Origin of the sequence: Streptomyces sp. NPDC005408 (assembly GCF_040606445.1) — a bacterium.
GTDB lineage: Bacteria > Actinomycetota > Actinomycetes > Streptomycetales > Streptomycetaceae > Streptomyces.
This window is the reverse complement of sequence record NZ_JBEXEX010000019.1, coordinates 125,483-145,477: the sequence shown is the minus strand read 5'-3', so window position 1 is coordinate 145,477 and position 19,995 is coordinate 125,483. Positions and strand designations below refer to the sequence as shown.

The 19,995-nt window shown below is 69.6% G+C and carries 20 protein-coding genes and 2 pseudogenes; 6 read left to right on the top strand and 16 right to left on the bottom strand.

Translation table 11 applies throughout. The annotated features are described in order from the left end of the window. Positions 1–219: 219 nt before the first annotated feature. A complete protein-coding gene (locus ABZS64_RS20015; RefSeq protein ID WP_355831004.1) occupies positions 220–669 on the bottom strand; it encodes a hypothetical protein in 450 nt (149 codons plus the stop codon). Between the two features lie 258 nt (positions 670–927). Here ABZS64_RS20015 and ABZS64_RS20010 point away from each other — a divergent pair, with 258 nt between their 5' ends. Beyond that, positions 928–2,286, top strand: a complete 1,359-nt coding sequence (locus ABZS64_RS20010; RefSeq protein ID WP_355831001.1) for a diacylglycerol kinase family protein — start codon at positions 928–930, stop codon at positions 2,284–2,286. A 102-nt stretch (positions 2,287–2,388) separates the two neighbouring features. Here the strand turns inward: ABZS64_RS20010 and ABZS64_RS20005 are convergent, their stop codons facing one another. The 3 genes from ABZS64_RS20005 to ABZS64_RS19995 all read right to left on the bottom strand — a co-directional run bounded on the left by ABZS64_RS20005 (position 2,389) and on the right by ABZS64_RS19995 (position 3,387). Then, positions 2,389–2,751 carry a hypothetical protein gene (locus ABZS64_RS20005; protein ID WP_355830999.1) on the bottom strand — a complete coding sequence of 121 codons (363 nt, stop codon included), beginning with the start codon at positions 2,749–2,751 and terminating at the stop codon, positions 2,389–2,391. Positions 2,752–2,956: 205 nt separating this feature from the next. Then, the gene (locus tag ABZS64_RS20000; RefSeq protein ID WP_355830996.1) at positions 2,957–3,103 is read right to left on the bottom strand and encodes a hypothetical protein; all 147 of its coding nucleotides are present in this window, start codon (positions 3,101–3,103) and stop codon (positions 2,957–2,959) included. An 83-nt stretch (positions 3,104–3,186) separates the two neighbouring features. Then, entirely contained in the window at positions 3,187–3,387 is a 201-nt protein-coding gene (locus ABZS64_RS19995; protein ID WP_355830993.1) for a hypothetical protein, read from the bottom strand. A 17-nt stretch (positions 3,388–3,404) separates the two neighbouring features. On the opposite strand from ABZS64_RS19995, the pseudogene ABZS64_RS19990 reads away from it, so the two are divergent. Next, positions 3,405–3,509, top strand: a pseudogene (locus tag ABZS64_RS19990) (SAM-dependent methyltransferase); the annotation flags it as partial. A gap of 73 nt (positions 3,510–3,582) precedes the next feature. Here ABZS64_RS19990 and ABZS64_RS19985 read toward each other — a convergent pair. The 5 genes from ABZS64_RS19985 to ABZS64_RS19965 all read right to left on the bottom strand — a co-directional run bounded on the left by ABZS64_RS19985 (position 3,583) and on the right by ABZS64_RS19965 (position 8,537). Continuing rightward, positions 3,583–3,975, bottom strand: coding sequence for a tetratricopeptide repeat protein (locus tag ABZS64_RS19985; protein WP_355830990.1), 393 nt, complete (start codon positions 3,973–3,975; stop codon positions 3,583–3,585). Positions 3,976–3,994: 19 nt separating this feature from the next. Beyond that, complete coding sequence (locus ABZS64_RS19980) at positions 3,995–5,113, bottom strand: NAD(P)-binding domain-containing protein (RefSeq protein ID WP_355830987.1); 1,119 nt, start codon at positions 5,111–5,113, stop codon at positions 3,995–3,997. A gap of 142 nt (positions 5,114–5,255) precedes the next feature. After that, the gene (locus tag ABZS64_RS19975) at positions 5,256–6,890 is read right to left on the bottom strand and encodes a LuxR C-terminal-related transcriptional regulator (RefSeq protein ID WP_355830984.1); all 1,635 of its coding nucleotides are present in this window, start codon (positions 6,888–6,890) and stop codon (positions 5,256–5,258) included. A 108-nt stretch (positions 6,891–6,998) separates the two neighbouring features. Beyond that, the gene (locus tag ABZS64_RS19970) at positions 6,999–7,619 is read right to left on the bottom strand and encodes an L-threonylcarbamoyladenylate synthase (protein ID WP_355830981.1); all 621 of its coding nucleotides are present in this window, start codon (positions 7,617–7,619) and stop codon (positions 6,999–7,001) included. A gap of 39 nt (positions 7,620–7,658) precedes the next feature. Beyond that, positions 7,659–8,537 carry an oxidoreductase gene (locus tag ABZS64_RS19965; RefSeq protein WP_355831026.1) on the bottom strand — a complete coding sequence of 293 codons (879 nt, stop codon included), beginning with the start codon at positions 8,535–8,537 and terminating at the stop codon, positions 7,659–7,661. Between the two features lie 314 nt (positions 8,538–8,851). Here ABZS64_RS19965 and ABZS64_RS19960 point away from each other — a divergent pair. Continuing rightward, a pseudogene (locus tag ABZS64_RS19960) lies at positions 8,852–8,956 on the top strand (VOC family protein); the annotation flags it as partial. 295 nt (positions 8,957–9,251) lie between these two features. Here ABZS64_RS19960 and ABZS64_RS19955 read toward each other — a convergent pair. Then, a complete protein-coding gene (locus tag ABZS64_RS19955) occupies positions 9,252–9,656 on the bottom strand; it encodes a hypothetical protein (RefSeq protein ID WP_355830979.1) in 405 nt (134 codons plus the stop codon). A gap of 239 nt (positions 9,657–9,895) precedes the next feature. Here ABZS64_RS19955 and ABZS64_RS19950 point away from each other — a divergent pair, with 239 nt between their 5' ends. Next, entirely contained in the window at positions 9,896–10,573 is a 678-nt protein-coding gene (locus ABZS64_RS19950) for a pyridoxamine 5'-phosphate oxidase family protein (RefSeq protein WP_355830976.1), read from the top strand. Here the strand turns inward: ABZS64_RS19950 and ABZS64_RS19945 are convergent. The 6 genes from ABZS64_RS19945 to ABZS64_RS19920 all read right to left on the bottom strand — a co-directional run bounded on the left by ABZS64_RS19945 (position 10,570) and on the right by ABZS64_RS19920 (position 17,608). Further along, complete coding sequence (locus ABZS64_RS19945; protein WP_355830973.1) at positions 10,570–12,063, bottom strand: APC family permease; 1,494 nt, start codon at positions 12,061–12,063, stop codon at positions 10,570–10,572. The two genes, ABZS64_RS19950 and ABZS64_RS19945, sit on opposite strands and share 4 nt — an antisense overlap. Positions 12,064–12,205: 142 nt before the next feature. Then, positions 12,206–12,907 carry a type 1 glutamine amidotransferase gene (locus ABZS64_RS19940; protein ID WP_355830970.1) on the bottom strand — a complete coding sequence of 234 codons (702 nt, stop codon included), beginning with the start codon at positions 12,905–12,907 and terminating at the stop codon, positions 12,206–12,208. Positions 12,908–12,936: 29 nt separating this feature from the next. Further along, entirely contained in the window at positions 12,937–14,301 is a 1,365-nt protein-coding gene (locus ABZS64_RS19935) for an aminotransferase class V-fold PLP-dependent enzyme (protein ID WP_355830967.1), read from the bottom strand. Positions 14,302–14,333: 32 nt separating this feature from the next. Next, a complete protein-coding gene (locus ABZS64_RS19930; RefSeq protein ID WP_355830964.1) occupies positions 14,334–15,182 on the bottom strand; it encodes a fumarylacetoacetate hydrolase family protein in 849 nt (282 codons plus the stop codon). Beyond that, positions 15,175–16,131: a catechol 1,2-dioxygenase gene (locus ABZS64_RS19925; protein ID WP_355830961.1), complete on the bottom strand. Its 957-nt coding sequence runs from the start codon at positions 16,129–16,131 to the stop codon at positions 15,175–15,177. Before ABZS64_RS19925 ends, ABZS64_RS19930 begins: the two co-directional genes overlap by 8 nt. Beyond that, on the bottom strand, positions 16,124–17,608 hold the full coding sequence (locus ABZS64_RS19920) for an aldehyde dehydrogenase (RefSeq protein WP_355830959.1): 1,485 nt from the start codon (positions 17,606–17,608) through the stop codon (positions 16,124–16,126). The genes ABZS64_RS19925 and ABZS64_RS19920 overlap by 8 nt, the downstream gene beginning before the upstream one ends. A gap of 123 nt (positions 17,609–17,731) precedes the next feature. On the opposite strand from ABZS64_RS19920, the gene ABZS64_RS19915 reads away from it, so the two are divergent. Continuing rightward, positions 17,732–19,219, top strand: coding sequence for an aldehyde dehydrogenase (locus tag ABZS64_RS19915; RefSeq protein ID WP_355830956.1), 1,488 nt, complete (start codon positions 17,732–17,734; stop codon positions 19,217–19,219). Next, entirely contained in the window at positions 19,204–19,935 is a 732-nt protein-coding gene (locus ABZS64_RS19910) for a gamma-glutamyl-gamma-aminobutyrate hydrolase family protein (RefSeq protein WP_355830955.1), read from the top strand. Before ABZS64_RS19915 ends, ABZS64_RS19910 begins: the two co-directional genes overlap by 16 nt. Positions 19,936–19,995 lie beyond the last annotated feature (60 nt).

Below are 19,995 nucleotides of genomic sequence, written 5' to 3'. Positions count from 1 at the left end.
CATTGATGGTGATGTCGAAAAACACGTTACTCATGGCTTCATCCTGACACCCACAGCCACAGCAGCGCACACCAGACCCACCATGCAGCGCAGAATCACGGCGTCCGCCCTCAGTGCACCTGCGGCCGACTTGGCCGGGTGGCAGTGGAAGTTGACGCCCCACGGTGCGCGCGGTTGCCTGCTGTCCTGGCTGGGTTCAGGCTCACCGACAATGATCCGTCACGGAGCGTTCGTCCTCCCGGCCGATCGGCGCTGACTGGGCCACAGATCGTCATACGCAGCATCCATGAAGTGAACCTGGGCTTCGCGCAGGGCTTCCACATCGACGGCTTCGCCACGGACCGTTGCCGCCAGGCGAAGTGCATAACGATAGGTGGCTCCCCGCAACGGCTCGGTCCTGGCTGCCAGGTCGATCTCGGCTTGTGCCAGCCACAGATCGTCGACGATCCGGTCTGACACGCCGTCCGTCGCGCCGATGCGCGAGTCGGCAGCGCTGGTCTTACTGATCTGGGCCGCGACGCCGAGGAACTTCAGGATCACTTCCTTGAGCTCTGCACGGTGCGCGGCCCACTCCTGCGCGTCGAGCTGCCGAGCGTTCGTACGCGATACCAAGTACTGGCCGAACAACGACCCGCCCGCACCGAGCGCAACGCCCACCAGGGACAACATCGCCGGTCCCAACGTCCCCCAAGACCCCATAGCGAGGCAGTCTCTCAGCATCCAGTGGACACCGGATGGTGGGGGCGGCGCCGGATCAGCTCCGCGCGTGACCGAGCGTCAGTCCGGCCACCTTCGCCGCGTGCTTCGGGGAGCGGACATCGCCGAATGGGCGAATGCTGGAGCCAGGGTCGACAGCCTGACCTCGGACAACCTGACAGCAACCGCGGAGCGCCCGCCGCGCCACTGACCCAGGAGGTGCCTCCCCCAGTGGCCGATCACGACCGGCCCGCCCGGCCGCGCCCCACCGAGCGCCTCGCCGCGTTCTTCGCCCTTGCTGCGCTGCCGGTAGCGCTGACCGTCCTCCTCGTCGGAGCGGTCCTGAACTGGGCTGCCCTGGTGACCGCCGTCGTAGCGTTGCTGGTCGGGGTGACGGCCGGCTGGCACGCGGTCTCGCGCAGAGGACTGCGACGCGCGGTGGCGGGCCTGGGCACCGTCCTGGCGCTGGCACTGCTGGTGGCTGTTGCATTCATTGCGGACCTGAGCGTGGCGCGTGTCGCGTTGGCCATCGCGCTGGCGGCGCTCTCCGCGGCAGCGGCGCGCGTCGCCCTGCGCCGACACGGAAGGCCCGTCGCGGCGGCTCGCCGGCCTGCCGCGAAGCCGGCCCGCCCGATCCTGCTGATGAACCCGAAGTCCGGCGGCGGCAAGGTCGAGCGGTTCGGCCTGGCGGACGAATGCAGCCGCCGCGGCATCGAGGGCGTCCTGTTGAAGCCGGGTGAGGACCTTCGAGAACTCGCCGAGGATGCGGTCGCCCGCGGTGCCGACGCGATCGGCATGGCCGGCGGGGACGGCTCGCAGGCGATCGTGGCTGAGGTCGCCGCGCGGCACGGCATCCCGCACGTCGTGGTCCCCACGGGCACGCGCAATCATCTCGCGCTCGACCTCGGACTGGACCGTAACAATGTGGTCGGCGCTCTCGACGCGTTCGCCGACGGGGTGGAGCGGCGGATCGACCTGGCGACCGTCAACGGCCGTGTGTTCGTCAACAACGCCTCGCTCGGCCTGTACGCGCATCTCGTGCAGTCGCCCGAGTACCGGGATGCCAAGCTCAAAACCGCCGCGGAGACACTCCCCGACCTCCTGGGTCCGGACGCGGTCCCCCCGGACCTGCGCTTCGCGGAGCCGGACGGCGCCCCGCACTTCACGGCGCAGCTGATCCTCGTCTCGAACGGCCCCTACCAGATGGACCGCCTCGAAGGCCGCGGCACCCGGGAGCACATGGACTCCGGGACGCTCGGCGTGGTCACGCTCACGATCAGCGACGCGGCCGAAGCCCTACGGTTCACGACCCTGCAGGCGGCCGGGCAGGTGCGGCGGTTCCCCGGCTGGCGCCAGTGGACGGCGGAGCGGTTCGAGGTGCGCTCCGCCGGGCCCGTGGCCATCGGGGTCGATGGCGAGGCATTGACGATCGAACCGCCGTTGGTGTTCGCCACGCTGCCCCGGGCCCTCCGCCTGCGGCTCCCCCGGCACGCGGTCGGCGTCTCCCCAGCGAGACGGGCGGTCCACCTGCTCTCGCGGTCGACCCTCGCTGGTCTCGTAGCCGTGTGCCTCGGCCGCCCGGCGGGCTGATTGACCGCGCTGGGCGACTTCCGCGCAGTGGCCGAGCAGGGAAAACAGGAACTTCCGGAGCCGCCGAACCACGGCTCCGGAAGCTGTCATGCAGAGAGGAGGTTACGGCCGGTAGAGGGTGATCGAGTTGATCGGCGAGAGGTCGGCGTACACGCCGTGGTCCTGGGCGATGCGCTCGCCGCAGCCCGCGCCGTTGTAGCCGGTGCACAGGCTCGCGGTCGCACCGCCGGTCTGGTTGTTGAGGACCCAGTGGTTCCCGAACTGGTTGCTCAGGTTGTGCGGTCCGTAGCTCCAGAAGATCTGGCTCGGGCTGACGGCCGGGTTCTGGTTCTGCGGGTAGATACAGACTGCCCCGTCCGGGCATCCGGCCCAGTCGGCAGGCTTGGCCTCGGCCGTGCCGCTCAATGCCATGACTGCCGCGGCCGTGGTCGCGAGCGCGGCAGCACCGCGGAAGATCTTGCGCATGGTCTTCCCCCTTGCAGGTTTTGCTTCGTTCTGACGACTTCAGCCTGTCGCCGGTGCGCACCGGGGGTCGACGGGTTTCCTGTTTCCCGTCGGGCGAGCAGCCGGGAAACCGCCTGTGACCAGGCCGTTCACGGGACCAAGGTCAACAGCGAGGGAGTATGGGGCGCCCCGCGCGCCACACGGCGGGCCGGAACACGCGGCCGGGTCAGGCGGTCAGGGTCTGGCAGACGGGGCAGAGCTCGTAGCGGCCGTCTTTCACCACGCTCCCCCAGCCGCGGCACTCGTCGCAGTCGCGAGCCAGGGCGATGTTCGCTCGGGGGGCAGGAGCATCGGGGTGGGCTCCAGTAGTCATCAGGTCATGTTCCTCGGGTAGGGCGCTACGCATAGCAAAACTATGACATTCATCGCATAATTATGCAATAGCGCCCTGATCCTTTATCGCAGCGGTTGTCGCACGACACCGGCGATGACCCCGGTCACGACCTTGCGGACGGCTCCCACCTCCGGCGGGTCGCCTTTCCGCTCGGCGAAGAGCATGTGCCCGGTCCCGATCAGCGCGGGAGCGAGGGCATCGACGTCGGCACCCGCCGCGATGCTGCTCAGTTCGCGCTCGGTGGTGAGGTAGGAGGCGATCATGGCCGTAGCTTCCGTCAGAAGTGCTGGCGGGCATCGGCACCGCCATCGACGCGGTGGGAGGCAGCTTCACGATGCGCTACGCAACGGTGGCGGTCACTGCGGCCCGTACCGGTGGCGCCTGACCGGCTCCACGGCCTGTCCGCTGCTCGCCTGACGCGGACCTGCGCCGCTCACGGTCGGCGTGGCGGGCGCCCGTCACGTCGGCGTGCTCGTGATGATGCCGATCACCCGCAGGTAGAGCCGTTCGGCCTCACTCAGGTCGCCGCGTCGTTGGCGGACCGCGCCCAGGGCATTCAGTGGCCGGGCGAGGCAAGAATCGTCGGGGCCGTAGAGGCGCTCGTAGATGTCCACCGCGAGGCGAAGGACTCCTTCGGCTTCGGGAGGTCTGCCCAGCGACTCGAGCAGGATGCCCAGGGCGGACGCCGCCTCGGCCACCTCGGGCGAGGCCGGGCCGGCCGTGCTGCGGGCCAGTCGGAGGGCCGTCCGCAGTTCGCGTTCCGCCTCGTCGTACCGTCCGTCGGCCCGCTGCAGCTGTGCGCGCGCCAGGTGGCCGTGCACATGTCGCCGCTGGGCTCTCGTCGCGTTCACGACTTCCGCCCGCGGGACGCTAGGCGAGGGCCTTCGCCCTGGGCCGGTGGCCTACGGCGTTGCCCGTGAGGTGCTTGACGACATGCTCCGCATCCCTGTCGACACCTCCGATGAGCATGGACGCGAAGGCGTACTGGAAGGCCAGGCCGACGAAGTACAGCCCCGGCGATGACGGCACCACACCACGTTCCTCGACCGGCCAGCCGTCGTCATCCGTGACCGGGATGTCGATCCAGGAGAAGTCCTGCCGGAACCCGGTGCACCAGATGACGTTCGCGACGTCCAGCACACGGCCGCCGTCGAGGACCGGACGACCGTCGCTGACGCCGACAGTGCGCAGCGGAACCATCTCGGTGCCGACCCGGGAGAGGTCGGCCCGCTTGATCCGGATCAGCGGCCCACCGTGGGCTCTGACCTCGGGGCGCATCTTGCGGCCGATGGGGGTCCGTAGGGTCAGCAGATGCTGGGCCAGGAACCACAGGACTGGGAAGATCGCGTGCGCCGGCCTGCCTTCGATGTTGAACGGCACCTCGCCGTGGATGGGGCCGCTGAGCACGGTCGGGTGTCCGGCCGAGCCCGCCTCGAAGGCGATGTCCCCGCCCGAGTGTGACGCTCCCACCACCAGCACGCCGCCGGGCTGGAGTTGATCCGGGTTCTTGTACGCACTCGAGTGCATCTGCACGATGCCGGGGTCGAGCTTGTCGGCGAAGTCGGGGACGTACGGCGTCCGGCCGAACGTGCCGGAGGCGACCACCACGTTGTCGCACACAAAGGAGGACTTGTCCGTCGTCACGACGTACTTGCCGTCGTCGCGGCCCACCCGGGTGACCCGGTGGCCGCTGCGTACAGGCAGGGCGAAGGTCGCGGCGTACGACTCCAGGAAGTCGGCCATCGCGTCCTTGCCGGGAAACGACATCGGCGGCGCCGGGAAGCGCATCCCGGGGAGCGAGGCGACGCGTGCCGGGCTGAACAGGCGCAGGGAGTCCCAGTGGCATCGCCAGTTGTCGCCGACCCTGGCGTTGGCGTCCAGGATGACGAACGGCCGGTCGCGCCCGGCGAGGTGGTAGCCGGCCGCGAGACCTGCCTGGCCGGCACCGATGACGACCGTCTCGATGGTTTCTGCCTGTGTGTCATACATCGTCATCGCCCTCTCGCGGTATCGCCCTCTCGCGTTCTTTGCCATCGACACTAGGAACCCGAGAGGCATCCCGGCATCGGGATAACCGTCCAAAAGCGGTGCCCAAAGGCGATGGGTATTTCTGCGCAGCCGATCGTCGCCGTCAGACCAGGTCGTGCTCGTACGCGTACGCCGTGGCCCCGGACCTGGAGGAGAGCCCGAGCTTGACGAAGATGTTGCTCACATGTCGGGCCACCGTCTTCTCGCTGATGACGAGTTCGGCGGCAATCGCGTGGTTGGTCTTGCCGGCTGCGACGAGCCGCAGGACTTCGACCTCACGGGGACTGAGCCCGGCGCCACCGTCGGGGCGGCCGCCGGCCGGCGCGTCGAGCCGGGCCAGGTCGGGTGCCGCGCCCAGCTGCCGGAACACGTGGCGCGCCGCGTCCAGATCCAGCTGAGCCGTGTCGGCGTCGCCGAGTTGCTGCCGTGCAAGTCCTACCAGGGCGCGGGAACAAGCCAAGTCGTACGGCGCCTCGAGGTCCCCCCATACCCGGCATGCCTCACGCAGGGCGTCGAGTGCCGCTGCGGCATCGCCCTCGGCGAGGAGCACGGCTCCGCGCGTGTGGGCGGCGATGGCACGCAGCAGCGGGGCGCCGATGTCGGCGGCGATCTGAGACAGCTCGTCCGACGCGGTCCGGGATGCGACCACGTCGGCGGCCGCCAGCATGATCTCCACATACGCGGCCAGCACCTTCGCCCGGCCCAGCCGGTCCGGCATCTCGTCCGCCGCGCCGCGGATCGCTGCGACGGCCGCGTCGACCCGGCCCTGGGCCAGCCGTAGTTGTGCCAGTCCGGGCTGCGCCGGGTGACCGGACAGGCTGGCCCTGCGGTACGAGTCCTCCGCCTTGGCGAACGCACCGCGCACCCGGTGCAGCTCGGCCTGCTGGTAAAGGGCCATGCCGAGGGCAGGCTGGCCCGGCGGGTCGGAGAGCCGTCTGCACGCCCGCTCTGCTTCGTCCATCGCATCCGGCCATGCCCCTCGTACCTGCAGGACCTGCGAGCGATGGACCAGGCACTGGCCGCGGTAGGGCACGAGATCCGGCTGGGAGGCGCACCAGTGGGACAGCGCCGCCGTCCACTCCTGCGCGCGCCGCAGGTCGAAGATCTCCTGGCATGCCTCGATGACGCTGCAGTAGATCAGCCCGGTCATGATCGGCGACAACTCGCCGCCCGTGACCGCGACCATCGTCTCGTCGAGGAGGGCCAGACCCGCCGCTGTCTCGCCGGTGCTGATGAGCGCCCGGCCCTGGCCGTGCCGGGCGATGGCCACGAGGTCCGGGTCCCCGAAACGCTCACCAATCTTGACGGCCTCGGTGAAAGTCTCGTACGCCGCCGTGAAATCGCCCTCCTCGACAAGGCGCAGCCCAGAGGGAAACAGCAGGTAGCCCTGTTCCACGCAGTCGAGCTGCCCGTCGTCGATCAGCCGCTGCGCTCTGGCGAGCCAGCCTCCGCCACGGGCCATCTCGCCCTTCAGGAGAAGCGGCACCGCCAGCCAGAACGCGCACCGCACAGCTTGAGGCGCCTCACCCAGACGCAAGTACTCGTGATGCGCCCGCTCCGTCGCCGCAGCGCACTCGGCGTCGCAACCGACCAGAAAGGCGGCGACAGCCAATAGCACAAGGTCGTCGGGCCCGAGCAGCTCCTCATGATCTGCGTACGAGAACCGGGTGTAGGCATCCCGCCACGCCTGGCGACCGAAGGCGTCCCGAGCCTGTTCGACTTCCGCGACCGCATTCATGGCGCCTCCCAGGACCATTGCACCTCGCGGTCACGGTCTTGTCAGGCCGGCGCTGGGCTTTGGCCGTCTGCGCCGCCGTGCCGAACAGCGCGCCGGCCAACGAGGCGGCTACTCGAACCGCGCGGTGTCGCCTGCCCCCCGGCGTACGATCTCGAGTTCGCCGCCGGAGAAGTCGATGACCGTGGTCGGCTCGGTGCCGCAGTCACCCGAGTCGATCACGGCGTCCACCACGTGGTCGAGCCGTTCCTTGATCTCCCAGCCCTGCGTCATCGGCTCCTCCTCGTCGGGCAGAAGCAGGGTGCTTGAGAGCAGCGGCTCCCCAAGCTCGGCGAGCAGAGCCTGGGCCACGGCATGGTCAGGAATCCGGACCCCGACCGTCTTCTTCTTCGGGTGCAGCAACTGGCGCGGCACCTCCTTCGTCGCGGGCAGGATGAAGGTGTAACTGCCCGGCGTCGCTGCCTTGATCGCGCGGAACACGTCGTTGTCGACCTGCACGAACTGACCCAACTGCGCAAAGTTCTGGCACACAAGGGTGAAGTGGTGACGATCGTCGAGGTTCCGGATCGAGCGGATCCGGCTGATGCCGTCACGACTGCCCAGCTGGCATCCCAACGCGTAGCAGGAGTCCGTCGGGTAGGCGACGAGCGCGCCGGATCGGATGCTGTCAGCCACACTGCTGATGGTGCGCCGCTGAGGGTTCTCGGGGTGCACGTCGAAGTACTTCGCCATTCGCCGAGTCTAGAGGTCCGTGCAGCGCACGATGATCGCCTAGGCGTTGAGCAGCGCCGTCTCCTCCGCCGAAAGCCGCAGCGCCCCCACTGCCACGTTCTCCGTCAAGTGGTCCGGGTTGCCCGTGCCGGGGATGGCCAGCACGTGGGGCCCGCGCTGCAGGGTCCAGGCCAGGCGGACCTGTGCGGCCGAGACGCCATGGGCGCGGGCCACCGTCTGCACCGCGTCGGTGTCTGTCGCGGACGCGCCGGCCTCCCGTCCCTCGCCGGCGATGGCGAAGAACGGCACGTACGCGATGCCCTGTTCACCGCACACGTCCAGGAATTCGTGGCGGTGCTGTTCCGCGCCGATGCCGTAGCGGTTCTGGACGCAGACCACCGGCGCGACGGCCTGAGCCTCCGCCAGCTGTCCGGGGCTCACGCTGGAGACGCCCAGATGCCGGATCAGCCCCTCCGCGCGGAGGTCGGCCAGGACACCGAAGTGCTCAGAGAGCAACTGCTCGGGGTGGAACACCCGGAGGTTGACGACGTCCAGGTGGTCCCGGCCCAGCTGTCGGAGGTTCTCCTCCACCTGGCCGCGCAGCTGATCCGGGCGGGCCATGCCCAGCCAGTTGCCCGACGGGTCCTTGCCCGGGCCGACCTTGGTGGTGATGACCAGGTCGTCCGCGTACGGGTAAAGCGCCCGGTTGATCAGCTCGTTGGCCGAGCGCAGCGCCGAGAAGTAGAACGACGCCGTGTCGATGTGATTCACGCCGAGCTCGCGCGCCCGGCGCAGCACCGCAATCGCCCGGTCGCGGTCGCTCGGGGTGCCGTCGGCGTGATGCGTGAGGCGCATCGCGCCGAAGCCCATTCTGTTGACCGTCAGGTCGCCGAGTTTCCAGGTGCCCGCGGCCGCCGCGGTGATCGTCTCTGAGGTCATCCCGAGAGTTTCGCACCGCGGCACCCCGCGCACGGCCAGATCCCGTACGTACGGGTCGGACTCGGTGGCACTCCAGGCGGGCCCCCGCCGCCAATCGACGAGATGCACCGTGTCGGTGGGCCGCAGGGCGTACTCCCTCACCCGCCGGCTGCTCTCTCCCGCGAGGGCTTCACCTCCACGTCGCACTTCCCTGGAAGGTTCTTGTGTTCAGTCCCGCAGCTGCTGCTCAGGCCCACGAACAGGTGTGACTGTTTGGCGACGGTATCTGCGGATGTCGTTGCAGAGCGGGTGCATAGGATCGCCGGCATGACACGCGGGCCCTCGGCGCCACCGATCTCGACCTCGGCCAGGGCGACGTCCCGTGGACGTGCCTGGCCGACCCGGAGGGCCACGAGTTCTGCGTCCTCGCCCGGTCCTGACGCGGAGCATTGACGACACCCCGACACGTGGTGCTGGTCGAGCACCTCGACGACGAGGAGGTTCGTTCCCGCCGGAGACATGGTGATCGTGCTGAGCAATGACGGATCGGCCGGCACGGCGTACGGCGTCCACGGCCTCACCGCCGCCGCGGTGGCACTGACCGCGGGTCTGCTCCTGCGCGAGCGCCCGCTCCCGGCGACCACCGCCGGGTCGGCCGAACCGGCCCCACGGCCTCGCGCCCTGCGTAGGGCAGGCCCCAACCACCCGGGAGCACAACGGGCAGGCGCCGCGGCGCTACTTCCACTCGTAGACCTTGGCCGCGACCTTTCCGTTCTCGTCGGTGTCGAACTCGAACACGCCCGCCGTCCCTGCGAGCTCTGCGAACTTGGCGGCGGCGGTGTCGTAGAAGATAGAGCCTCGCCAGTTCACTCCGCCGCTGTCGGTGAAGTGCCCGACGCCCTGGCCGTGCCAGGTGACCGTCTCTCCCTCCTGGGTCATGATGATCCCTTGGCCGTCGCCGACGAGCGTGCCGTCGGGTCGCACGTACGACTCGTACGTCCCCATGTCCTTGACCGCCGCGCTCAGAAGCGTGCCCACTGCCTGGAAGGAGACTTCCATTGCGGCGTGGCCGTCTTCGGTGGGCAGGACCCGCATTCCGGTGGTCTCTCCCATTTCCTCGCCGAGCAGATCGCCGAGCATGATCGGACTCCTCTCGAAACCCTCACGGAACTCCTGATCCACCCCTCATCCCGGACTACGCCGGATGATCGGCGCCGTCAACTCGACGGTGGCTGGAGCAGCCGGTGGCCGCGAGCCGCCCGCACCGCCTGCAACTGGAACACACTCCACAACAAATGATTCAGTCGCTGAAGCAAGCCCTTTCAACTGATTTCGTTGGCTACTGGCGCTCCAAGTGTCGATATCAGTAACGTGGCACCGTGAAACACACCCAACGGCCGACCTCCCTGCCGGACACAGAACTCACTCGCCACCGCCGCCTGCCGGAGCAGGGCAGCCTCGACCGCGGAGTACTGGACGCCATCCTGGACGCAGGCTTCGTCTGCCACCTTGGTGTGGTCGTCGACGGGCAGACCATGGTGGTGCCGACCGTCTACGGGAGGGACGGGCAGAACCTGTACTTCCACGGCTCGGTCGCCAGCCGCAGCCTGATCGCCTCGCCAAGGACCACGGTTTGCGTCACGGTCACGCACGTGGACGGCCTTGTCCTCGCACGTTCGGTTTTCGAGCACGGCGTCAACTACCGCTGCGCAATGGTCTACGGCGTCCCCCGCGTGATCACCGACCCCGAGGAGAAACTCTCCGGGCTGCGCTGCCTGACCGAACACGCCGCGCCCGGCCAATGGGACTATGCACGGCAGCCGAACCGGAAGGAACTTGCGGCGACGTCCCTGCTCGCGCTGTCCCTGGACGCAGCTTCGGTCAAGGTGCGCACCGGCGCCCCCGACGATGGCGACGGGCCGGACGCCGAACTCGGGATCTGGGCCGGCGTCCTGCCCATGGTCACCACCTTCGGCCACCCGGCAGCGGACCCCGCACTCCCTGTCGGCATCGCACCACCGCCGCACATCACCGCTCGCGCCCGACTGACGCGCTAGGCAGGAGCCCCGGGTGTGTGGCTGTCGGAGAGGTGCGTGCCCTCCTCGGCGCCGTGGCCGATGCCGGTGTGAACCTGCGGGCGGCGGGACTTGAGGAAGAGCCCGTAGGCGACTCCGGCGGTTCCGGCCGCGAGGAGCACCCCGGGCAGGATCCAGGTCAGGGACGAGTCCTTCGCCGCGCCCAGGAGCACGTCGAAGTTGATCAGGGCCGTGACGAAGACGGCGCCGAGGGCAATCCCGCCGAGGACCGGGGCGACCGCGCGGCTCCAGAGCCGTTCGCCGCGCTTGTCGCGGGCGAAGAACCCGATGACGGCGGCGGAGACGACCGTGAGCAGGAAGATGACTCCCAGAGCGCCGAGGTTGGTGAGCCAGGTGAACAGGGTCGCCAGCGGGTCGAGGCCGGCGACAGCGAACACGATGACGGTCAGGCCCGCAAGTCCGGTCTGGGCGAGCGAGCTGACGTGAGGTGAGCTGTGCCGGGGGTGGACGGCGCCCAGCGCGCCGGGAAGCACACGCTCTCGTCCGAGGGCGAAGGAGTACCGGGCGACGGCGTTGTGGAAGGACAGGATGGCCGCGAGGAGGCTGGTGAGGAAGAAGACGTTCGCAATGTCGCCGAAGGCGCTGCCGAGCCGCTGCTCGCCGAGGGCGAAGAAGATTCCGGGCCCTTGCTGTTGGGCGGAGCCGACGATGTGGTCGGGTCCCGCGCCGACCGCGAGTGCCCAGGCCGACAGGGCATAGAAGACGCCCATGAGGATGACCGCCGCGTAGGTGGCACGCGGGATCGTGCGCCGCGGTTCCCGGCACTCCTCGCCGTAGATGGCGCCCGACTCGAATCCCATAAAGCCCGCCATCGCGAAGCAGAAGGCTGCGCCGACCGCGCCGGTGGAGAGCGCGCTCCATGACATCGGGGTGGCCGAGATGCCCTGCGGGCCGGGGTCCAGGAACTGCGCCGCGTCGAAGACCACCACGGTCACGGTCTCGATCACGAGCAGGACCGCGAGCACCTTGGCGTTGAGGTCGATGCGCCGATAGCCCAGTACGCCGACGGCGGCTATGCACGCCAGGACGTACGCCCACCACGGCAGGTCGAGGCCGAGCTTCGACTTGAACAGGTCGGCAGCGGTGAACCCGAACAGGCCGTAGATCCCGATCTGCATGGCGTTGTAGGACACGAGCGCGACGAAGGAGGTGCCGACGCCGAGCGATCGGCCGAGTCCTTGGGCGACGTAGGAGTAGAAGGCGCCGGCGTTGGTGATGTGCCGGCTCATCGCGGCGTATCCGGCGCTGAAGATGATCAGGACGACGGTCAGGACGAGGAAGGCGAGGGGGTAGCCCACCGCGCCGGTGACCGCGAATGCCTGCGGGTTTCCCCCCGCCGCGACAGTCAGTGGCGCGGACGCCGCGACGACGAAGAAGACGATGTGCGAGACGCCGATGCCTTGTCTCGACCGGCTGTCCGTGGATGGGGTGGTGAGCTGTTCGACGGCCATGACTGGCACTCCCGTCGGTCGGGGACGAGGCCGTGGCAACCGAGGTGGCCGATGGCCTGAAAGGGTTTGCTCGTTTGGGCCCTTACGACTTGCTGGGAAAACCGCATGGCTCCAAATGACTTTTCACAAGGGTTGGCCCTCGTTACCCAGCGGGCAGGGCAAGAAAGGCATCGACCAGGACGTGGGCACGCACGCGTGCATGCCGGGCCTCGGTCCGCGTACGTGCCAGCAGTGCACCGCTGTCCAGTCCCAGCTCTTTCGCCTGGACCTCACCGCCGTGGACGAGCCACTGCTCGAGCGTGGCCGGGGTCAGCTCCGGGTGGAACTGCACGCCCATGCTGCGGCCGTGCACGAACGCCTGGGAACAGACGCCGTTGCGCGCGATCTCCCGCGCGCCGGGCGGCAGCCGCCACCGGTCTCCGTGGTACTGGAACCACGGCCCCTCCGGGACGAGTTGGGCATCGTCGGTGTGGACCCACGTCCAGCCGAGTTCGAAGCGTGGCGAGCGCTCGACGCGGCCGCCGAGCGCGGTCGCCAGAGCCTGGCCGCCGAAGCAGATCCCGAGCACCGGCACCCCTGCTGCGTGCGCCGCACGCAGCAGGTCCAGTTCGGGCGTGATCCACGGCCCGATCAGCTCGACGTGGTCCACCGACCAGGGCGCCCCCAGCGCCACGACGAGGTCGTACTCCTCGGCCGTGGGAAAGGCAGGTTCAACGCCGGGATCGGTGAAGCGTTCCTCAGGGACGACGACCAGCTCGGTGAGGTCATAGCCCCTGTCTGCCAGCCGCTCCCCCACGTACCCCGGTGTGGATACGTGCTCATGCTCGATGATCAGTGCCCGCACCTGCTGTCTCCCTCAGTGGTTGGCTGCCCTCAGGCGCGGGCGAGCTGCTCCAGGCGGTGGTGGAGGTGCTCCACGTACCCCTCGGATTCGGGCTTCATCAGCACGCTGCGCAGGATGCGGGCGCCGTCGGTGTCGGCGACGAGTTTCGGGTGACGGGCGGTCAGTCGGTCGGCCCCGATCCGGAGGGTGCTCAGGAACACCGGGTCCGCCGGGTCCGTCATGCCGGCCTGGAGGATCCGCCCGGCGGCCTCGTCGACCCTGGACAGGGTGAGGGGCTCTGTGATCGGGAAGTAGCTGACGATGTCGAGTTCCGGGGGCTGGTAGAGCTCCAGGTGTTCCGACTTCTCGATCAGGTCGGCCCACCTCGTCGCTGCTCGGCGCCCGGCCGCCAGCACCTGCCCGAGCCCGTCCCTGGTGGGCGGCAGGAGCTGGAAGGTGAGCCAGAGGGCAGCGGCGGCCGCGCCCGCGCGGGAGCACTCCAGGCTGATCTCGCCCAGGTGCAGATCGTCGGAGGTGAAGTAGGTGTACGGCGAGTCGTGCAGATAGAAGCGGCCGACGGACGGGTCGCGGAACAGGACGGCGCCGCATCCGTAGGGCTGGAGGCCGTGCTTGTGCGGATCGACCACGATCGAGTCGCACTGCGCTATGGCTCGCCATGGCGCCGCCGGCAGCCCCTCGGGGCCGTCCGCACCTGCCAGCAGGGTGAAGAACCCTCCGTAGGCGGCGTCGACATGGATGCGCAAGCCGTAGCGCTCGCGCAGCGCCAGTGCCTCGTGGATCGGCTCGACGGCGCCGAGCGCGGTGGTGCCTGCGGTGAGTACGACCGTGCCGATGCGGCCGGTGCGCAGCAGCTTCTCCAGCGCGTCGAGGTCCATCCGGCCGCCGTCGTCCACCGGGACCGGGTGTCCCTCCACGCCGAGGACGCCGCACATGCGGCCGTGCGTGTAGTGGGCCTCGGTGCTGTAGGCGACGCCCTTGCCCGGGTGGAGCTCCCGGGCCACGAACAGCGCCTCCAGGTTGGCGATGGTGCCGCTCGTGGTGAGGTGTCCGAGGTGGGTGTCGTAGCCGAACATCGTGGCCAGCTGCTGGACGGCCTCGCGCTCCATCTGCGCGGTGGCCGGGCCGCCGTCCAGCGCGTGGTTGTTGGGGTTGATCAGCATCGCCGTGAGGTAGCCCACCACCGCGGCCGGGTGGGGCGGCTTGAGCATCTGACCGGCGTAACGGGGATGGAAGAACGGGTAGTTGTCCTTCAGCCGCTCGGAAAACGTCTCGAACGCAGCGGCGAACCGGGCGTCGTCGACCCGCAGTGACGGATGCCTGGAGTAGGTGCTGAAGCCTGCGGTCCAGTCCTCGTTGGTTGTCACGGCCTCTTGGAGCCAGTAGCGCAAGTCCATGGGGTTGTTCCCTCCTGTCCGTACGTACTGGGTCAGGGCCGCTGGGGCCGGCGGATGCCGCGGAACTCCCAGTCGCCGCCGAAGGCGGTCGACAGGACCTCCTCGGAGGCGGTGGGCTGGGCTCCACAGTCGTCACGGACCGGGACAGGGCCGGTGACGATGTGGTTGGTCAGCCTCCCGAGACCTTCGACCTCGACGTCCACCACGTCGCCGGGCTGCACCGGGCGGGAGTTGGCCGGTGTACCGGACAGCAGCACATCGCCGGGGAAGAGGGTGATCGTGCGGGCGATGTCGGCGACGAGATAGTGCATGTCCCACTCCATCTCGTCCGTGGAACCGTCCTGCACGACCTCGCCGTTGACGTACGTGCGCAGCCGCTTGCCGTGGAAGTCCCAGTCGGTGACGAGGCCCGGGCCCAGCGGGCACAGCGTGTCGGCGCCCTTGACGCGGAGCATGGAGCCGGCGTCGGTGTCCCGGAAGTCGTGCAGGCCGTAGTCGTTGGCGACGGTGTAGCCGGCTATGTAGCCCGCGGCTTCGGCGGGCGAGACGTTGCGGCACGTGCGGCCGATGACGATGGCCACCTCACCCTCGTAGTTCAGGTACTGGCAGCCCTCAGGGCGGACGATCGCTCCGCCGTGCGCGGTGAGCGACGAGGTGGGCTTGTGGAAGTACGTGGGCGCGGGCGGCAGCGAGGTCTGGAACTCTGCCACCCGGCTGCGGTGGTTGAGGTGCACCGCGACGACCTTGGACGGGACGACCGGCGGCAGGTGGTGCGCATCGACGGTCTTCACACGGCGGCCGTCGGCTGCGACGAGCTCGTCGCCTTCGCGGACGACCTCGAAGACGGCGCCGTCGAGGAGGATACGGCGGTACTCAGGCATTCAGGGGCTCCTGGGCGTGGTGGGGGTCGACGTGGTGGTGCGGGTCGTGGCGTACGGCGCCGGCAGCGCGCGGCGCGGTCCAGCCGGCGGCCGGGCGGTCGAACCAGATGTGCACCTGGCCGGTTCCGACCGAGTTCTCGTACGCGCTGAACAGCCGGCCGGGAGCGCTGAGCCGCTCCTCACCGAGTGCACCGGCCATGGTCAGGTAGTGACCGAAGCGGGCCTCGGGCTTGTACGCCATGAACTCGGGCATGGTCTGCAGGACCCGGTCGTGGCGCCCGTCCTTGAACCAGGCGATGCGCTCCTCGTCGGCCGCGCGCGCCTCGGGGGTGAAGATGTGGCTGAGGTCGCCGGCCTCGTGGTCGCGGATCTCGCGCAGCGGCCAGAACGTGTGCGACAGGGCGCCCGAGGCGATGAACAGGACCTTGCGGTCAGTGGCGGCTATGCCGTCCGCGATCGCCCGGCCGAGCCGGAGATAGTCCTCGGTGTCGGCGGTCTGACAGACGCCGATGGAGATCCAGCGCTTGCCCTCGACACCGAGGTACTTCCACACGTTGACGGTGGCGTAGAAGATCGGCAGGTACTGGTCGTCGATCGGGGTGATCCAGGTGCCGCGCTTCTCGTCGTGTGCGGCTATGGCGTGGGCGAGTTCGGGGTCGCCGGGGAAGTCGTACGGGATCCTGCACATCCCGCGCGGCAGTTCCTCGGAGGTGAACAGGCCCGCGCGGCGGTCGTGCGAGGTGACGACGAATTCCACGGTGGTGGCCCAGTGCGAGTCGAGCAGCACCACGGTGTCGTAGTCGGCGGTCTCGAAGACCTCACGGCGCAGCCGTTCAAGACCGGCGACGAGGGTGGTGTCCTCGCCATGGTTGAGCTCCCGGCGGGTGGCCTCCGGCAGCATGATGGTGGGCACATGGGCGACGATCCCGGCCCCGACGATCTCACCCATGGTGCTGCCATCCCCTCGGCGCGGTGACGGTGTTCTTGACGTCGCAGTAGAAGTCGAAGCTCCAGGTGCCGCCTTCGCGGCCGACACCGGACTGGCGGGAGCCGCCGAAGGGCGCCCGAAGGTCCCGTACGAAGAAGCAGTTGACCCAGACGGTGCCGGCCACCAGCTGCCCGGTGACCCGGCGGGCGCGTTCCTGGTCCCCGGTGACGAGGGTGGCGGCGAGTCCGAAGCGGGTGCCGTTGGCGAGCGCGACCGCCTCCTCCTCGGTGTCGAAGGTCTGCAGGGTCAGCACAGGGCCGAAGACCTCTTCGGTGACGATCTCGGCGTCGGATGCCACGTCCGTGAGGAGTGTCGGCCGGTAATAGAGGCCGCCCAGCTCGGTGTTGGGTCCGCCGCCGATCACCGCTCGGGCCCCGGAGGCCAGCGCGCGCTGTACGAAGCCGTCGACGCGGGCGACGTGTTCGGCGTGGATGGTGGGGCCGATGTCGGTGGTCTCGTCGCGAGGATCGCTCTGGCGCAGTGCGGCGGCCTTGGCGACGAACCGCTGCGTGAACTCCTCAGCGACGGACGACTCGACGAGCAGCCGAGTTCCGGCGAGGCAGACCTGCCCGGCGTTGTCGTACTGCCCGACGGCCAGCTCGACGGCCAGCTCGAGGTCGGAGTCGGCGAAGACCAACAGTGGTGATTTGCCTCCGAGTTCGAGGCTGACGGGAACCAGGTTGGCCGCTGCCGCGCCCGCGATGTGGCGGGCAGTGGGGACGGAGCCGGTGAAGCTGATCCGGGCCACTCGCGGGTCGGAGACAAGGGCGGCGCCGACCTCCTCGCCGTAGCCCTGGACGACGTTGAGCACTCCGGCCGGGAGCCCGGCCTCGGCGGCGATGTCGGCGAGCAGGGACGCGGTGAGCGGAGACCATTCGGCGGGCTTGAGGACGACGGTGTTGCCCGCCGCCAGTGCCGGAGCGACCTTCCAGGTGGCGAGCATGAGTGGCGCGTTCCAGGGCGTGATCAGCGCGCAGACGCCGGCCGGGTCCCAGGAGACGTGGTTGGTGTGGCCGCGCGTCTCGAAGTCGTCGTGGCCGAGGGTCAGGAGCCAGTCGGCGAAGAAACGGAAGTTGTGCGCGACGCGAGGGATGACGCCCCGGCGGTGCGAACGCAGCAGCGCGCCGTTGTCGGCGGTCTCGACGGCCGACAGCTCCTCGATGCGCTTCTCCACACCGTCGGCGATCGCGTGCAGGATGCGGGCCCGCTCCTCGCGGGAGGTCGCCGCCCAGGCCGGAAACGCCGCTCGGGCCGCGTCGACAGCGAGCGCCGCCTCGGCTGCGCCGCCACGCGCGATCTCGGCGAGCGGGACGTCATCGATGGGCGAGGTGTCGGTGAACGTGGCCAGGGAGGTGACCCGTTTCCCGTCGATCCAGTGACGGGTGTCCACGGCGACCCCGGCCACCGTCGCCACTTCTGTCTCATGCCGTTCAGACATCTGCACGCTCCAAATCGTTTGGCTCCAAATAAACTAGCCAGCCCCCGGCGGGCCGGTCAAGACCTTCCACCCCAGAGGGCCTCAAGCTATCGTTTGAACCCAAACATAATTCCGGGAGGTTCCATGCCACCGACCACCCACGCGGAGTGGCTGTCCCTGGCCGCACGTCTCGTGCCGCCCGTTCACCACCTCATCGACGGCGGCGACAGCCCCGGCAAGAGCGGCGTCTTCCCACTGATCTCCCCCCGCGACGGCCAAGTCCTCGCCGAGGTGTCCGACGGCGGCCCGGCCGAGGTCGACCGCGCCGTCGCCGCCGCCCGCCGGGCCTTCGACCACGGGCCATGGCCGCGCCTGTCACCCGCCGAGCGGGGCAGGGTGCTGCAGCGCTTCGCCGACCTGGTCGAGGAGCACCGCACCGAGCTGGCCCTGCTGATCAGCCTGGAGATGGGCAAACCCGTCACCGAGGCGTACGACATCGAGCTGCGGGCAGTGGTCAACACCCTGCGCTACTACGGCGAACTGGCCGGCAAACTCCTCGACGAGGCCCCGCAGACCGGCGCCGACGCACTCGCCCTGGTCACCCGCGAGCCGATCGGCGTGGTCGCCGCCGTCGTCCCGTGGAACTTCCCCCTCACCCTCGGCACGTGGAAGCTCGCCCCGGCGCTGGCCGCCGGATGCACGGTCGTACTCAAACCCTCCGAGCAGACCCCGCTGTCCGCGCTGCGGCTCGGCCGGCTCGGCGCCCAGGCCGGACTCCCGGACGGCGTGCTCAACGTGGTCGCCGGCCGGGGCCCCACCGCAGGCCGGGCCCTCGGGCTCCACCCCGACGTCGACGTGCTCGCCTTCACCGGATCCACGGCCGTCGGCCGCCACTACCTGCACTACGCCGCCGACTCCAACCTCAAGCGGGTCTGGCTGGAACTCGGCGGCAAATCACCCAACATCGTGCTGCCCGACGCGCCCGATCTGGACACCGCAGCCACGACCGCCGCCTGGGGCATCTTCTTCAACGCGGGTGAGATGTGCACGGCGCCCTCCCGGCTGCTGGTGCACTCCTCGATCGCCGAGCGGGTCGTGGACGCCGTTGTCGAGCGGGCCCGCACCCTGCGCGTCGGCGACCCGCTCGACCCGGCCAGCGAGATGGGCCCGATCGCCACCGCGCGCCAGCTCGACAGCGTGCTGGGCCACATCGCCGCGGCCCACGAGGACGGGGCCCGGCTCCGTAGCGGCGGATCCGCACTCCCCGACCACGGCGGCTTCCATCTCCAGCCCACCGTGTTCGACAAGGTCACGCCCCGCATGCGGCTCGCCCGCGAGGAAGTGTTCGGCCCCGTGCTGTCCGTCCAGACCTTCGACACCGTCGAGCAGGCCGTCGCACTGGCCAACGACAGCGAGTACGGGCTGGCAGCCGGACTGTGGACCGCCGATCTCTCCACAGCCCACCGGGTTGCCCGGCAGCTCAGGGCGGGCACGGTGTGGGTCAACTGCTACGAGGAGGGCGGCCTCAACATCCCCTTCGGCGGCTACAAGCAATCGGGCAACGGCCGGGACAAGTCCGCCCACGCCCTGGAGAAGTTCACCGAACTCAAGACCACATGGATCCAGCTGTGACGCACCGCCCGCTGATCGCCGTCCCGGCCCGGTTCTCCGCAACCACCTCCGCACTGCGGTACGCCGCCGAGGTCAACGCCCGCGCCCTGGTCGAGGCCGTCTACCAGGCCGGCGGCGAGCCGTTCACCATGCATCCCCATTCCCCCGGCGGCCAGGCCAATCCCACCGAGGTCGCCGACCGCCTGGAACGCTGCGACGCGCTGCTGCTCCCCGGCGGCGGCGACATCGCCCCGCACCGGTACGGAGACGCAGTGGCGCATCCTGACGTCTACGACGTGGACGACGAGCAGGACGCCTTCGACCTCGCCCTCGCCCGCCACGCACTGGGCACAGGAGTGCCGACCCTGGCCGTATGCCGCGGCCTGCAGATCGTCAACACCGCCCTGAACGGCACCCTCCGCCAGGACATGGGCGGCCCGGACGGCGAACACCGCCACATGAAGCACCCGGTGACGGTGGAGCCCGGTTCACTGCTCGCCGACGCCCTCACGGACGACAAGGTCGACGTGTCCTGCTACCACCACCAGTGCGTGGACCGGCTCGGCCGCGGCCTCACCGTCACCGCCCGGGCGGCGGACGGCACCGTCGAGGCGCTGGAGCGGCCCGGCTCACCGGGCTGGTTCATCGCCGTCCAGTGGCACCCGGAGGACACCACCGCCACCGACGCGAGGAGCCGGGCCCTGTTCCAGGCACTGGTCGAACAAGCGCGCCCGTAGTTCAGGACAGCCGCTTCGCATCCCGCCTCGCAGGCTGCACGAGAAGTGGACCAAAGAGAC